Source organism: Devosia sp. T2-14, from assembly GCF_055397495.1.
The window spans coordinates 361,310-376,233 of record NZ_AP027921.1 but is presented as its reverse complement, the minus strand read 5'-3'; the positions used below and the strand labels follow the sequence as shown (position 1 = coordinate 376,233).

Here is a 14,924-nt window from a genome sequence, read left to right as displayed (position 1 = left end):
GCATGACCGAGATATCCAACGCGATCCGCTTCATCCTCAACGATGAGGAAATTACCCTCACCGATGTGAAGCCCGACACGACGCTGCTTGATTGGCTGCGCCTGGAACGCCGTCTGCGCGGCTCCAAGGAAGGCTGCGCCGAGGGCGACTGCGGGGCATGCACCGTTCTGGTGGGGCGTGTGCAGGGCGATGAGATCATTTATGACTCGGTCACCGGCTGTATCCGTTTTGTCGGGAGCCTGCACGGCACCCATGTGGTGACCATCGAGCATCTGCGCGGCAAGGACGGGCAACTCCATCCCGTGCAGCAGGCCATGGTCGACGAGCATGGCAGCCAGTGCGGTTTCTGCACGCCCGGCTTCGTGATGAGCCTTTATGGGTTGTGGATGCGCGACCCCAAGCCAAGCCAGGCCGCTATCGAAAAGGCGCTGCAGGGCAATCTCTGCCGCTGCACCGGCTATGCGCCGATCATCCGCGCGGGCAAGGCGATGGGTTCCTATGGCGCGCCGGAAGCCGATCCGCTGCATGCCGAGCGCATTGCGCTCAAGGGCAAAATCGCGGCGATCCACGATGGTAGCCGGGTCGATATCGGGGAAGGCGCCGATCGCATTATCGTGCCGGCCAGCCTAGATGATTTCGCTGAGGTCTATGAAGCCAATCCCGGCGCGACCATCGTTGCAGGGTCCACCGATGTGGGGCTCTGGGTCACCAAATTCATGCGTCCCATCGGTCCGGTGATCTTCATCGGGCATCTGCAGGAACTGCGCCGCATCGCCGAGAATGACAGCGAAGTGCGGTTCTATGCCGGGGTGAGCTATTCGGATGCGCTGCCGGTGATCGCGGGCATTTTCCCCGATCTTGCCGAGCTGTGGAGCCGCATTGCCGGCGAGCAGGTGCGCAATATGGGGACGATTGGCGGCAATATCGCCAATGGTTCGCCCATTGGGGATACGCCGCCGCCCTTTATTGCGCTGGGTGCCAAGTTGCATCTGCGCAAGGGTTCGCATCGCCGCGAAATCAAGCTCGAAGATTATTTTCTCGCCTATGGCAAGCAGGACCGCCAGCCCGGCGAATTCGTCGAGAGTGTCACCATTCCTTTCCTGCCAGCCGGCGAGAAGTTTGCCGTCTACAAGGTCTCCAAGCGCCGGGATGAAGATATTTCGGCGCTGTGCGGCGCGTTCCGGGTGTTCGTCAACGATGTTGGCGTCGTTGGCATGGCGCGCATTGCATACGGCGGTATGGCGGCAACGCCCAAGCGGGCCAAGGCCGTCGAGGCCGCACTGGTCGGCAAGCCCTGGACGCTCGATACGATCGAGGCGGTGATGCCGCTGTTTGCCGAGGACTATCAGCCGATTTCGGATATGCGGGCGAGCGCTGAATATCGCCTGCTCAGCGGGCAGAACCTGCTCAAGCGGTTCTTCCTCGAAACCACCGGACAGGGCCAGCGGCTCAAGCGGGAGGTGCTGGCATGAACAAGCGCGAGACGCCGATCGCTGTAACGCCCCTGCATGCCTCGACCCGCCACGACAGCGGCCCCAAGCATGTGACCGGCACGGCCGAATATATCGACGACATCATCGAGCCGGCCGGCACGATGCACGCCTATCTGGCTTTGTCGACGCGGGCGCATGCCGAAATCCTCGCCATCGACTTCGATGCCGTCAAGGCGGCGCCGGGGGTGATCGGCGTACTGACCGCCGAGGACATTCCCGGCGAGAATGACGTCTCGCCCAGCCACAAGCATGACGAACCGATCTTTGCCGCGGGCAAGGTGCATTTCTGGGGGCAGCCGCTGTTTGCGGTTATCGCCGAAACGCGCGACCAAGCACGCCGGGCGGCGCATCTTGCCAAGGTGGAGTATCGCGACCTGCCGCACATGACCAATGTGCGCGCCGCGCAGGCGGTGGGTGGCAAGCTGGTGACCGAGCCGCTGAAGCTCGAACGCGGCGATGTCGCGGCGGGTCTGGCCGCGGCGCCGCATCGCGTCAAGGGCAGCATCGCCATTGGCGGGCAGGATCACTTCTATCTCGAGGGGCAGATCGCACTGGCGGTGCCCGGCGAGGATGAGGATGTGACCGTGCATTCCTCAACCCAGCATCCGAGCGAAGTGCAGCTGATGGTGGCCGCGGTGCTGGCCATTCGCCAGCATGCGGTGACAATCAATGTGCGCCGCATGGGTGGTGGCTTTGGCGGCAAGGAAACGCAGGGCAACCTGTTTGCCGTAGTAGCGGCGCTGGCGGCAAAGAAGTGGAACCGCGCCTGCAAGATCCGCCCGGACCGCGACGACGACATGACCGCCACCGGCAAGCGCCACGATTTCGTGGTCGATTATGACGTGGGCTATGACGATGGAGGCAAGATCGCCGCGGTCGATGCGGTCTATGCCGCGCGCGCCGGCTTCTCGTCGGACCTGTCGGGTCCGGTGACGGACCGTGCGCTGTTCCACGCCGACAATGCCTATTGGTATCCGGCGGTGCGAGTGCGGAGCGAGCCGCTGTATACCAATACGGTATCCAACACGGCGTTCCGAGGCTTCGGCGGTCCGCAGGGCATGATGGCGGCCGAGCGCTGGGTGGAGGACATCGCCTACGCGCTGGGCAAGGATCCGCTCGATATCCGCAAGGCCAATTTCTATGGCACCGACGACCATAATGTGACGCCCTACCACCAGAAGGTGGAGGACAACATTATCCATCGGGTGGTGGAGGAGCTGGAAGCGTCGTCGGACTATCAGGCGCGTCGCGCCGCGGTGCTCAAGTTCAACGCTGAGAATGCCGTTCTCAAGAAGGGCATCGCGCTGACGCCGGTGAAGTTCGGCATCTCGTTCACGGCCACCTGGTACAATCAGGCCGGTGCGCTGGTGCATGTCTACAAGGATGGCTCGATCCATCTCAGCCATGGCGGCACCGAAATGGGGCAGGGGCTCCATATCAAGGTGGCGCAGGTGCTGGCCGATGCGTTCTGCGTCGGGCTCGATGCCATCAAAATCATGGCGACCAACACCGGCAAGGTCCCCAATACGTCGGCAACGGCCGCCTCGTCGGGTTCGGATCTCAATGGCATGGCGGCCTATGATGCGGCCCGCCAGATCAAGGCGCGGCTAACCAAGCATGCGGCCAAGCTCTACAAGTGCAGCGAGGCCGAGGTGGAGTGGGTGCCCGGCGGGGTGCGGGCGGGCGCGACATTTGTCGGCTTTGCCGAGCTGGTGGCGTCGGCCTATCTCAATCGCGTGCAGCTCTCGGCGGCAGGGTTCTACGAGACGCCCAAGATCCATTGGGATCGGGCGACGGGGCGCGGTCATCCGTTCTACTATTTCGCCTATGGCGCGTCGGTCAGCGAAGTGACCATCGATACACTGACGGGCGAATATGCGGTGGATCGCGTCGACATTCTCCATGACGTGGGGCGTTCGCTCAATCCGGCCATCGATATCGGTCAGGTCGAAGGCGGGTTCATCCAGGGCATGGGGTGGCTGACGACCGAAGAGCTGGTGTGGGACGACAAGGGACAGTTGCGGACCAAGGCGCCCTCCACTTACAAGATCCCCCTGGCCAGCGACGTGCCGCCGATCTTCAATGTGAAGCTGGCGGAATGGTCGGTGAACAAGGAGCCGACCATTGGCCGATCCAAGGCGGTCGGCGAGCCGCCACTGATGCTGGCGATGAGCGTGGTCGAGGCGCTATCGATGGCGGTGGCCAGCGTTGCGGACTACGCGATTGCGCCACGCCTCGATACGCCCGTGACGCCGGAGCGCGTATTGATGGGCTGCGAGCGCTTGAAACGGGAGGCGCGGGGGTGAACGCGGTGGTTATCTGGGCCCTAGTACCCCCACCTAACCTCTCCCTGACAGGGGGAGGGATTGTTCCGCGCTCGGACCATGATTTGGGCTTGCCCACCGAAGGGCTCCTCCCCCTGTCAGGGGGAGGTTGGGAGGGGGCGTTCCCTTTATGAAGCGAACCACGCAACTCGCCACGTTCCTTGCCAACAACGCCGACGCGATTGTCTGCGAACTCACCTCGGTGCGTGGCTCCTCGCCGCGCGAGCAGGGCACCTTCATGCTGGTGGGGGCGGCCGGGCTGTTTGGCACCATCGGGGGCGGCGCGCTCGAATATATGGTGATCGATCATGCGCGCAGGCTGATCGAGAATGGGCAAAGCCGGGACGCGATGGACGTGCCGCTGGGGCCCGAGATCGGCCAGTGCTGCGGCGGGCGGGTTGCGGTCAACCTTGAATATGCCGACACGTCCTGCCGCGAGCGGCTGACGGCGCTGGTCGCGGCCGAGGATGCGGCGCTGCCGCATGTCTATGTGTTCGGCGCTGGCCATGTCGGACGCGCGCTGGCAAAAATGCTCGACATGCTGCCGGTGCAGGTCGAGGTCATCGATACACGGCGCGAGGAACTGGCCGGCCTGCCACCCCATATCAAGGCGCAAGCCGTGCCGATGCCGGAAGCGGTGGTGCGCTCGGCGCCGCAGGGCAGCAGCTATGTGATCGTCACCCATGACCACGCGCTCGACTTCCTGATCGCCCGGGAAGCGCTGGCGCGCGCCGACAGTCCCTATGTCGGCATGGTAGGCAGCCGGACCAAAAGGGCGAAGTTTGCGAGCTGGTTTCGCGGAGAGGGCGGCAATGCCGAGGCTTTGGAGCGGTTAATTCTGCCGATCGGCGAGCAGGGGCTTGGGGATAAGCGGCCAGAAGTCATTGCGGTACTGGCAGCGGCCGAAATTATGGTCCACATTAGGCAACGGGAAGCAGACTCTGCGCGGGCACGCGCCCCCGTACCATTGGGGGTGGTGATTGGACGTTAGTATGCCGTATCGGCTTGAATTGACCGGTATCACGAAACGCTTTCCCGGCGTTCTTGCCAACGACAACGTGACCTTTGCCGTCAAGCCGGGAGAAATCCACGCGCTGCTCGGTGAAAACGGTGCTGGCAAGTCGACCCTGGTCAAAATGATCTATGGAATCATGCAGCCCGACTCCGGCGAGTTTCGCTGGGACGGGGTGCCGGTGGTGGTGAGCAGCCCGAAGGCCGCGCGCAAACTCGGCATCGGCATGGTGTTCCAGCACTTCTCGCTGTTCGAGGCGCTGTCGGTGCTCGAGAATATCGCGCTCGGCATGGACGCCAAGATTCCGTCGCGGGAACTGGAAGCGCGCATCCGCGAGGTGATGGAAACCTACGGGCTGTTGCTCGATCCGCACCGGACCGTAGCGACCCTTTCGGTGGGTGAGCGCCAGCGCATCGAAATCGTGCGCGCCCTGCTGCTCAATCCAAAGCTGCTGATCATGGATGAGCCCACTTCGGTGCTGACCCCGCAGGAGGTGGACCAGCTATTCGAGGTGCTGCGCAAGCTCGCGGCACAGGGCTGCTCGATCCTGTACATCTCCCACAAGCTCTACGAAATCAAAGCGCTGTGCGACACCGCCACCATTCTGCGTGGCGGCAAGCTGGTCGACACCTGCGATCCCAAGATCGAGACCAGCCGCTCGATGGCCGAGAAGATGATCGGCGCAGGGCTCAAGGACATTGTGCGCGCCGAAGGGCGCAAGCTCGGCGAGCCGAAGCTGGTGGTGTCACATCTCTCGACGCCCAAGACGGGACACTTCGACGTGCCGGTCGACGATGTGAGCTTTACCGTCCGCGCCGGTGAAATCTTCGGCATTGCCGGGGTTGCGGGCAATGGCCAGAACGCGCTGCTCGATGGGCTGTCCGGCGAGATTCTAGGCAATGATAACAATGCCATTGCCATCGATGGGCGACCGCTTGGCCTGCTGAGCACCACTGCGCGCCGCAGGCATGGGCTATGCGCCGTGCCCGAGGAACGCAACGGCCACGCCGCGGTCGGCGACTTTTCGCTGTCCGACAACTCGGTGCTGACCGCGCGCGATCGGTTGGGCATGGTGGTGATGGGCCTGATCAATTCGGGCGCTGCCAAGACCTACACGGGCAAGGTGATTGCCGACTTTGCCGTGAAGGCTCTGGGGCCTGCTTCGATGGCGGGTTCGCTGTCGGGTGGCAACCTGCAGAAATATATCATGGGTCGCGAAATCCTGCAGAAGCCGAGCGTGCTGGTGGTGAGCCAGCCGACCTGGGGCGTCGATGCGGGTGCTGCTGCGGCCATTCACCAGGCGCTGGTCGATCTGGCGGCGGTGGGGTCGGCCATCGTGGTGATCAGCCAGGACCTCGACGAATTGCGGGCGCTGTGTGACACGCTCGCCGTGATCAATATGGGCCGACTGAGCCCGGCCCGGCCGGTTGAAGAGGTCAGCGTGGAAGATATCGGACTGCTGATGGGCGGCGTACACGGCATGGTGGAGGCAGGCGATGCAGTTCAGGCTTGAGAAGCGTCCCGAGCCGTCCAAGGTCATGCTTTATGCCACCCCGATCGCGGCGGTGGCATTGACCATGGTGGTGGGCGCGATCATTTTCTCGCTCATTGGCTATAACGGCACCGGTGCGGTGCGCGAAATCTTCCTGACGCCGCTGACCAATCCCTACAAATGGCAGGACCTCGGCGTCAAAGCGGCACCGCTGATCATCATCGGCGTCGGGCTCTCCATCGCCTTCCGCGCCAATGTGTGGAACATCGGCGCCGAAGGCCAGTATATCATGGGTGGCGTTGCCGCGACCGGGGTGGCGCTGTTCACCTGGGGCATGACCGGCTGGTGGATCCTGCCGCTGATGATGCTGGCCGGCATGGCCGCCGGCATGGCCTATGCAGCCATTCCTGCGCTGCTCAAGACGCGGCTCAACGTCAACGAGATACTGACCAGCCTGATGCTGACCTATGCGTCGGTGCAGCTGATTTATTACCTGATCCGTGGCCCGTGGAAGGACCCGATGGGCATCGGCTTCCCGCAGACGCGGCTGTTCTCCGAGGCCGCGCGCCTGCCCACCGTCATTCCGGGCACCATCGTGCATCTGGGCGTGCCGATCGCGGTGATCGTGGGCATCATTGCCTGGTTCATCATGACGCGTTCGGTCTTCGGCTATCGCATGCGTGTCGTCGGCGCGGCGCCCCATGCTGCGCGCTATGGCGGGTTCTCGGAAAACAAGACCATCTGGCTGGCCATGCTGGTGAGCGGTGGACTGGCGGGCTTTGCCGGCATGCTCGAGATCGCCGGGCCATTCCAGCGCATGGTGCCGGGCTTTCCGACCAATTACGGCTTCACGGCCATCATCGTGGCCTTCCTCGGGCGGCTCAATCCGCTTGGCGTGATTATCGCCGGCGTGGTGCTGGCGATCACCTTCGTGGGTGGTGAAGTGGCGCAGACCACGATCGGCCTGCCGAACGCGGCGACCGGCATCTTCCAGGCGATGATGCTGTTCTTCCTGCTGGCGGGCGATATTCTGGTGAAGTACCGGGTCCGGCGTGTGGTGCCGCAGACTTCGGCGGGGGCGGCATAAATGGATCTCACCCTCGTCCTCGCGATTATCGTAACCGTCGTCGGCGCGGCGACGCCGATTTTGATCGCGGCCCTTGGCGAACTCGTTGTCGAGCGCTCCGGCGTGCTTAATCTGGGTGTGGAAGGCATGATGCTGATCGGCGCGATCGCCGGTTTCGTCGTGCAGTTCCACACAGGGAACCCGTATCTGGCGCTGCTCTGCGGCGCTGCGGCGGGCATGGCGTCGTCGCTGATCTTCGGCTTCCTGACGCTCACGCTTTCGGCCAACCAGACCGCGACAGGCCTGGCCTTGACCATTTTCGGCACCGGTTTTTCGGCGCTGGCAGGGTCGTCCTACTCGGCGCGTCCTGTCGCGCTGATGGATTCGCTGTTTCCCGATGCCATTGCCGATCACCCGATCGGCAAGGTGCTGTTCGGCTATTCGTTCCCGGTCTACTTCTCCTTCATCATGGTCGTGGCGATCTGGTATTTCCTGCACAAGACGCGTGCGGGGCTGATCCTGCGGGCGGTGGGCGAGAATGACCAGTCGGCCCATTCGATCGGCTATTCGGTGATCGGGGTGCGCTATCTGGCCATCATGTTCGGCGGCGCGATGGCCGGTATTGCCGGAGCCTGCTTCCCGCTATTGCTGACGCCCCAGTGGGCCGAACGCATGACGGCCGGGCGCGGCTGGATCGCCGTGGCGCTGGTCGTGTTCGCCTCCTGGAGGCCATTCCGCCTGCTGGCGGGCGCGTATCTGTTTGGTCTGGTGATGACCATGGAACTCTATGCCAAGGCCGGTGGCGGTCCGCTGTCGGTCATTCCGTCCGAGATCTGGGCGGCCTTGCCCTATCTCGCAACTATCGTGGTGCTCGTGCTGATCTCGATCCGCCGCGATGCTTCTACCAATGCACCGGCCTGCCTCGGCAAGCCATTCCTGCCCAGCAATTGAGCCGACGCCTCAATGATCGTCTCAATCTAAGAATGTCATCCTGGAGAAACACATGACACTGACCCGCCGTACATTCGTAAAGATCAGTGGCGCAGCCCTCACGCTGCCGCTGCTTGGCTCGGCCGCATTCGCCCAGAAGGAAAAGATCAAGATCGGCTTCATCTATGTCGGCTCGATCAACGACAATGGCTACAATTACGCCCACAATCAGGGCCGCATCTATGTGCAGGACAAGCTCGGCGATAAGGTCGAGACCGTGTTCGTCGAAAACGTGCCGGAAGGTCCGGACTGCGAGCGCGTGCTGCGCGAACTGGCCCAGCAGGGTTGCGACCTGATTTTCGCGACCAGCTTCGGCTTCGGTGACTCAGTGGTCAAGGTTGCCGCCCAGTTCCCCGAAATCGCCTTCGAGCATGCCACCGGCTATATGAGCGGCCCAAATATCGGCCTCTACAATGCCCGCTTCTACGAAGGCCGTGCCGTTTGCGGCACCATTGCCGGCCACATGACCAAGACCAACAAGGCTGGCTATATCGGCTCGTTCCCGATCCCGGAAGTTGTCATGGGCATCAACTCGCTCGCGCTTTCGGGCCGTCGCGTGAACCCCAACTTCACCGTGAAGCCGGTCTACATCTCGACCTGGAACGACCCTGCCAAGGAAGCCGACGCGGCCCGCGCCATGATCGACCAGGGCATCGACGTGATCGCCCAGCACACCGACGGCCCGGCTGCCCTGCAGGTTGCTGCCGAGCGCGGCATCATCGGTGGTTTCGGCCAGGGCGCCGACATGAGCGCCTTCGCTCCTGAAACCCAGCTGACCGCCATCATCGACAACTGGGGCCCGCACTACCTGGCTTCGGCTGAAGCCGTGCTGGCTGGCACCTGGGTGCCGGGCAACACCTTCGAAGGCCTCAAGGAAAACGTGGTCGAAATGGGCCCGTACAACAAGAAGGTCCCGGCCGACGTCGTTGCCGACGCCGAGAAGATCCGCACGGGCCAGGCCGACGGCTCGTTCCACATCTTCACCGGCCCGATCAAGGACAATACCGGTGTCGAGCGCGTTGCCGCCGGCGTCGTGATGACCGATGCTGAACTGCTCAGCATGGACTGGTATGTCGAAGGCGTTGAGCAGCCGGCGTAAGCTGGCGGTTCCATAGATTTCAGGGGGGCGGGTTCAGGCCCGCCCCTTTCTACGAGATCCCCACCAGAGCGCTCGGTGAGCGCCGCAGAAGTGGGGCCGTAGCACGGTCGGCGGCACGACCTCCTGGTTCGATGAACTCACCATGAGGTCTACTCAAAGGGCGAGAAAATGGGCGATCTGGCGATCTCGTATGAATGGTTCATGTTTGCGGTGCGCTGGTTGCACGTCATCACCGCCATCGCCTGGATTGGCTCATCCTTCTATTTCATCGCGCTCGACCTGGGCCTGCGCAAGACCCCAAGCCTGCCGCCCCTGGCGCATGGCGAAGAGTGGCAGGTGCATGGCGGCGGCTTCTATCACATCCAGAAATACCTGGTGGCGCCCGAATTCCTGCCCGAGCACCTGACCTGGTTCAAGTGGGAGAGCTACTGGACCTGGATCTCGGGCTTCATGCTGATGGCGCTGATCTACTACGTAGGCGCCGATCTCTATCTCATCGACCGCAATGTGCTCGACCTGCCGCAATGGCAGGCGATCGGGCTGTCCATGGCGTCCATCGTGCTGGGCTGGGTGCTCTACGATACGCTGTGCAAGTCGCCCATCGGCCAGTCCACGACGGGGCTGATGCTGGTGCTGTTCGTCATCCTGGTGGCGATGAGCTGGGGCTATACGCAGCTGTTCACCGGCCGCGCGGCCATGCTGCATATGGGCGCGTTCACCGCGACCATTATGGCGGCCAACGTGGCCATGGTCATCATCCCCAACCAGAAGATCGTGGTGGCCGATCTCAAGGCGGGACGGGTGCCCGACGCCAAATATGGCAAGATCGCCAAGCAGCGGAGCCTGCATAACAACTACCTGACGCTGCCTGTCATCTTCTTCATGCTCTCGTCCCACTATCCGCTGGCCTTTGCCACGCAGTGGAACTGGATCATCGCCAGTCTGATCTTCCTCGTCGGGGTGGTGATCCGGCACTATTTCAACACGCGTCATGCGCGCAAAGGCAATCCGCACTGGACCTGGGCCGCTGCCGTCATCCTGTTCCTGATCATTGCGTGGCTCTCGACGGCCCCCAAGCTGATCTCGGGAAGCGAGGAGGTGGCGTCTCGTGCGGCCGAGCCATTTCTGGCCGCAGCCAGTTTTCAGTCGGCCAGCCTAGCGGTGCAGACGCGCTGCGCCATGTGCCATACGGCAGAGCCGGTCTGGCCGGGCGTCAACCAGGCGCCCAAGAACGTCATTCTCGACAATGACACTGCGATCGCCAACCACGCCAAGGATATCGCCATGCAGGCCGGCTATGCCCACGCCATGCCGCCGGGCAATGTTACCGGCATGACACCGGAGGAGCGCGCTGCGATCGTCGCGTGGTTCCGTGAGGGATCAGGGCAATGAGCCGGACTATTCTGCGCGGACGTGTGCTGAGCTTTGTCAGCGAACCGCAGGGCCTCGATGACACGGCCAGCTATCGCTATCTGGACGACGGTGCCGTCGTTATCGAGGCGGGCAAGATCGTCGCCGTCGGCGATTTCGATGCGGCCATGGTGGGCGATGTCGAGATCATCGATCACCGGCCCCACCTGATCCTGCCCGGTTTCATCGATATGCATCTGCACTATGTGCAGAGCCAGGTCATCGCCTCCTATGCAGGGTCACTGCTGGAGTGGCTCAACACCTACACCTTCGTTGAAGAGCAGAACTTTGCCCAGCAGGGCCATGCCGGCGTCATTGCTTCGGCCTTCTTTGACGAGCTCATCCGCAATGGCACCACCACGGCGGTGGCCTATTGCTCGAGCGCGCCGCAATCGGTCGATGCGTTTTTTGCCGAAGCCAAGAAGCGCGACATGCTTGTCGTTGGCGGCAAGGTGATGATGGATCGCAACGCGCCAGAGGCCCTGTGTGACACTGCCCAATCTGGGTACGACGACACCAAGGCCCTGATCGCGCGCTGGCATGGGCAGGGCCGGGGCCTGTACGCCATCTCGCCGCGTTTCGCCCTCACGTCGACACCGGCCCAGATGGAGGCGTCGCGGGCGCTGGTGGCCGAATATCCCGATTGCTATGTCCAGACCCATCTCAGCGAGAACGACGCCGAGATCAGCTACGCCATGGAGCTCTATCCGGATTCGCCGGACTATACCGGCATCTACGAAGACTATGGCCTGCTGGGGCCGAAGACCCTGTTGGGGCACTGCATTCACCTCAATCACCGCGAAGCCCATGTGCTGGCCGATACCGGTGCGGTGGCAGTGTTCTGCCCCACGTCCAACCTGTTTCTCGGCTCGGGCCTGTTCGACCGCGAACGGCTGGTGAAGGCTGGCGTACGCATTGGCGTCGCCACCGATATCGGCGGGGGCACCAGCTATTCGATGCTGCGCACGCTCGATGAGGGCTACAAGGTGCTGCAACTGCGCGGGCAGCGGCTGACCCCGTTCAACTCGTTCTACATGATGACGTTGGGCAATGCCCGCTCGCTGGGGCTGGAGGGCACGATCGGCGCGGTGGCGCCGGGCAATGCTGCCGACCTCGTTGTGCTCAATGCCGCCGCCACCCCGGCGATGGCCCTGCGCATGCAGACCGTGACCACCCTGGCGGAAGAATTGTTCCTGCTGCAGACCTTGGGCGACGACCGGGCGATCGCTGAAGTCTATGTGTCTGGCGCAAGGGCGAAGTCAACTTTAGGCGGGTTGTGACAGCGTTGGGCTTGGCCTAGGCTCTCGCTGAAATTGTGTGCTGCCTGCTCGATAAGTGTCCAGCAAATGCCCCAGCGGGCCCGGCGGACTGCGATTACAGAAATGCCCACCCCGACCCGCTCGGCCCGAAATGGCATGGGAGCAGTTCGGGGCGCGGTTACATGCAAGAAGGATAGACGATGAGCGAGTATCTGACGAAGTCCGGCCTTTCGGTTCATCCCCTGCTGGTAGATTTCGTCGAGAAAGAAGCGCTGTCCGGTACGTCCGTATCGGCAGAGCAGTTCTGGAACGGATTTGCTGCCCTCGTGGCCGAGCATGGGCCAACCAATGCCCGCCTGCTGGCGCGCCGCGACGATCTGCAGTCCAAGGTCGACGAGTGGCATCATAAGTATGGTCCCGTTGGCAACAACGCTCAGGGCTACGAGTTCTTCCTGCGCGAAATCGGTTACCTGGTGCCCGAGCCCGCCGACTTCACCATCGAGACCACGGGTCTTGACCCGGAAATTACCTCGATTTGCGGCCCGCAGCTGGTGGTGCCGGTCAGCAACGCCCGCTACGCCCTGAACGCCGCCAATGCGCGCTGGGGGAGCCTCTATGACGCGCTATATGGCACTGACGTCATCTCGCGTGACGGCGACCTGGCGCCCGGCAAGGGCTATAATGCGGCGCGTGGCGCAGCGGTTGTCAGCAGGGCCGCGGAATTCCTCGATAGCAATTTCCCGCTCGCCAGCGGCAGCCACCGCGATGTGACCGGCTATCACGTCATCAAGGACGGCGAGACGCGCCGGCTTGAGATGGATACCGATGCAGGCCGCACCGGCCTGCGCGATCCCTCCGCCTTCGTCGGCTATGCCGGCGCGGAAGCCAAGGGCGAGCTGGTGCTGCGCCATCATGGGCTGCATGCGGTGCTGGTCATCGATCCGGCCAGCGTTATCGGCGCGACGCACAAGGCGGGCCTCAGCGACGTGATCGTCGAAGCGGCAATCAGCACGATCCAGGATTGCGAGGACTCTGTCGCCGCCGTGGACGCGCAGGACAAGGTCGGCGTGTATCGCAACTGGCTGGGCCTGATGAATGGCTCGCTGCAGGACACGTTCGAAAAGGGCGGCCGCTCGGTCACCCGCACGCTCAACCCCGACCGCTCCTACAAGGGCATTGATGGTAGCCCGCTGGTGCTCAAGGGCCGCTCGCTGCTGCTGGTGCGCAATGTTGGCCACCTGATGACCACCGATGCGGTGCTGTTCAACGGCAAGCCGATTGGCGAGGGGCTGATGGACGCGGCGGTGACCGTGCTCTGCGCCATGCAGGACAAGGTCAACAGCACGACTGGCGCCATCTATATCGTCAAGCCGAAGATGCACGGCCCAGAGGAAGTGGCGTTTGCCTGCGCCATCTTCACCTCGGTCGAACAGATGCTGGGCCTGGCTCCCAACACGATCAAGATCGGCATCATGGACGAGGAGCGCCGGACGTCGGCGAACCTCAAGGCCTGCATTTATGAAGCGCGCGCCCGCGTGTTCTTCATCAATACCGGGTTCCTCGACCGCACGGGCGACGAAATTCACACCTCGATGGAAGCCGGGCCGGTGCTGCGCAAGGATGAGATCAAGTCCGAACGCTGGATCTCCTCCTACGAAGACCGCAACGTGCTGATCGGGCTGAGCTGTGGCCTGTCGGGCAAGGCGCAGATCGGCAAGGGCATGTGGGCCCGCCCCGATGACATGGCGGCCATGATGGCCTCCAAGGCCGCTCATCCCAATGCCGGCGCCAATACCGCCTGGGTGCCGTCGCCGACCGCTGCCACGCTGCACGCTCTGCACTATCACGAGGTGGATGTGTTCGAGGCGCAGCGCCGCCGTCACAACCAGTCAGTGCCGCCCCTGGGCCATCTGTTTTCGATGCCGGTTCAGGCGCCGTTCTCGCTCAGCCGCGAAGAGATCATCCGCGAGCTGGAAAACAATGCGCAGGGTATCCTGGGCTATGTGGTGCGCTGGGTGCAGCAGGGTGTCGGCTGTTCCAAGGTTCCTGACATCAACAATGTCGGCCTGATGGAAGACCGTGCAACCTGCCGCATCTCCTCGCAGGCGGTGGCCAACTGGCTGCGGCACGGCCTGGTGAGCCGCGACGAGGTGACCTCGGTATTCGAGCGCATGGCGGCTGTGGTTGACGGGCAGAATGCCGGAGATCCGATCTATCGCCCGATGGCCGAGAACTTCCAGTCGGTCGCCTTCCAGGCAGCGCTTGATCTGGCCCTGCATGGGGCCGACCAGCCCAGCGGTTATACCGAGCCGCTGCTGCACGCCGCGCGCCGCAAGGTCAAGGCGCGCGACGGCAAGTAAGCCGGAAATGAACCAAGGCGCCTGGGCGGCAAGCCCGGGCGCTAGCGGTAATACTCGATGACCGTGTCGTTGAGCAGAACGCGGATGACGCGGTAGGCGTAGAAGAACGCCGCGATACCCAGCGTGACGATGATCAGCAGAATCCAGATGATCACGTGGCCGAGCGAATTGCCGATGTTGAATCGGCAATTCAGCCGCCCGATCGCGTTGCCGCTGCGGTCGAGCACTTCGGTGCGGTTCAGAACGACCTTGTTGAAGTAGTATGGGAACACCAGCAGGGCGAGCCCCAAGGTGACGATGCTCAGGATCAACCAGATGATCACCTGCCCGAGCGTTTCGATAAGTCCGAAGTCGCATTTCAAGCGTACTGGCACGTTTCCGGCGCCATAATCATTTGTCGTCATTTGCTATCCCCAATG

At 63.0% G+C, this 14,924-nt stretch carries 11 protein-coding genes; 10 read left to right on the top strand and 1 reads right to left on the bottom strand.

The window, feature by feature from the left end; translation table 11 throughout:
• Nucleotides 1-2 precede the first annotated feature (2 nt).
• The 10 genes from xdhA to ACZ5WT_RS01795 all read left to right on the top strand — a co-directional run bounded on the left by xdhA (nucleotide 3) and on the right by ACZ5WT_RS01795 (nucleotide 14,505).
• Complete coding sequence (gene xdhA, locus ACZ5WT_RS01840) at nucleotides 3-1,472, top strand: xanthine dehydrogenase small subunit (protein ID WP_464285687.1); 1,470 nt, start codon at nucleotides 3-5, stop codon at nucleotides 1,470-1,472.
• On the top strand, nucleotides 1,469-3,799 hold the full coding sequence (gene xdhB / locus ACZ5WT_RS01835; protein WP_464285686.1) for a xanthine dehydrogenase molybdopterin binding subunit: 2,331 nt from the start codon (nucleotides 1,469-1,471) through the stop codon (nucleotides 3,797-3,799). The genes xdhA and xdhB overlap by 4 nt, the downstream gene beginning before the upstream one ends.
• Before the next feature lie 148 nt (nucleotides 3,800-3,947).
• Entirely contained in the window at nucleotides 3,948-4,808 is an 861-nt protein-coding gene (gene xdhC / locus ACZ5WT_RS01830; RefSeq protein WP_464285685.1) for a xanthine dehydrogenase accessory protein XdhC, read from the top strand.
• 1 nt (nucleotide 4,809) lies between these two features.
• Entirely contained in the window at nucleotides 4,810-6,342 is a 1,533-nt protein-coding gene (locus ACZ5WT_RS01825; RefSeq protein WP_464285684.1) for an ABC transporter ATP-binding protein, read from the top strand.
• A complete protein-coding gene (locus ACZ5WT_RS01820) occupies nucleotides 6,326-7,408 on the top strand; it encodes an ABC transporter permease (protein WP_464285683.1) in 1,083 nt (360 codons plus the stop codon). Before ACZ5WT_RS01825 ends, ACZ5WT_RS01820 begins: the two co-directional genes overlap by 17 nt.
• Nucleotides 7,409-8,338: an ABC transporter permease gene (locus ACZ5WT_RS01815; protein ID WP_464285682.1), complete on the top strand. Its 930-nt coding sequence runs from the start codon at nucleotides 7,409-7,411 to the stop codon at nucleotides 8,336-8,338.
• Nucleotides 8,339-8,390: 52 nt separating this feature from the next.
• The gene (locus tag ACZ5WT_RS01810; protein WP_464285681.1) at nucleotides 8,391-9,476 is read left to right on the top strand and encodes a BMP family ABC transporter substrate-binding protein; all 1,086 of its coding nucleotides are present in this window, start codon (nucleotides 8,391-8,393) and stop codon (nucleotides 9,474-9,476) included.
• Between the two features lie 168 nt (nucleotides 9,477-9,644).
• Nucleotides 9,645-10,868 (top strand): urate hydroxylase PuuD, encoded by a 1,224-nt coding sequence (locus ACZ5WT_RS01805; RefSeq protein ID WP_464285680.1) that lies wholly within the window; start codon nucleotides 9,645-9,647, stop codon nucleotides 10,866-10,868.
• Nucleotides 10,865-12,166, top strand: coding sequence for a guanine deaminase (gene guaD / locus ACZ5WT_RS01800; RefSeq protein ID WP_464285679.1), 1,302 nt, complete (start codon nucleotides 10,865-10,867; stop codon nucleotides 12,164-12,166). Before ACZ5WT_RS01805 ends, guaD begins: the two co-directional genes overlap by 4 nt.
• Nucleotides 12,167-12,345: 179 nt before the next feature.
• A complete protein-coding gene (locus tag ACZ5WT_RS01795; protein WP_464285678.1) occupies nucleotides 12,346-14,505 on the top strand; it encodes a malate synthase G in 2,160 nt (719 codons plus the stop codon).
• A gap of 41 nt (nucleotides 14,506-14,546) precedes the next feature.
• On the opposite strand, the gene ACZ5WT_RS01790 is transcribed toward ACZ5WT_RS01795, so the two are convergent.
• Nucleotides 14,547-14,909, bottom strand: coding sequence for a DUF6693 family protein (locus tag ACZ5WT_RS01790; RefSeq protein ID WP_464285677.1), 363 nt, complete (start codon nucleotides 14,907-14,909; stop codon nucleotides 14,547-14,549).
• Between the last annotated feature and the right edge of the window lie 15 nt (nucleotides 14,910-14,924).

Coding starts and splice junctions, on each gene's coding strand:
- xdhA (WP_464285687.1), top strand. CDS start 3: ATGACCGAGATATCCAACGCGATCCGCTTCATCCTCAACGATGAGGAA.
- xdhB (WP_464285686.1), top strand. CDS start 1,469: ATGAACAAGCGCGAGACGCCGATCGCTGTAACGCCCCTGCATGCCTCG.
- xdhC (WP_464285685.1), top strand. CDS start 3,948: ATGAAGCGAACCACGCAACTCGCCACGTTCCTTGCCAACAACGCCGAC.
- ACZ5WT_RS01825 (WP_464285684.1), top strand. CDS start 4,810: ATGCCGTATCGGCTTGAATTGACCGGTATCACGAAACGCTTTCCCGGC.
- ACZ5WT_RS01820 (WP_464285683.1), top strand. CDS start 6,326: ATGCAGTTCAGGCTTGAGAAGCGTCCCGAGCCGTCCAAGGTCATGCTT.
- ACZ5WT_RS01815 (WP_464285682.1), top strand. CDS start 7,409: ATGGATCTCACCCTCGTCCTCGCGATTATCGTAACCGTCGTCGGCGCG.
- ACZ5WT_RS01810 (WP_464285681.1), top strand. CDS start 8,391: ATGACACTGACCCGCCGTACATTCGTAAAGATCAGTGGCGCAGCCCTC.
- ACZ5WT_RS01805 (WP_464285680.1), top strand. CDS start 9,645: ATGGGCGATCTGGCGATCTCGTATGAATGGTTCATGTTTGCGGTGCGC.
- guaD (WP_464285679.1), top strand. CDS start 10,865: ATGAGCCGGACTATTCTGCGCGGACGTGTGCTGAGCTTTGTCAGCGAA.
- ACZ5WT_RS01795 (WP_464285678.1), top strand. CDS start 12,346: ATGAGCGAGTATCTGACGAAGTCCGGCCTTTCGGTTCATCCCCTGCTG.
- ACZ5WT_RS01790 (WP_464285677.1), bottom strand. CDS start 14,909: ATGACGACAAATGATTATGGCGCCGGAAACGTGCCAGTACGCTTGAAA.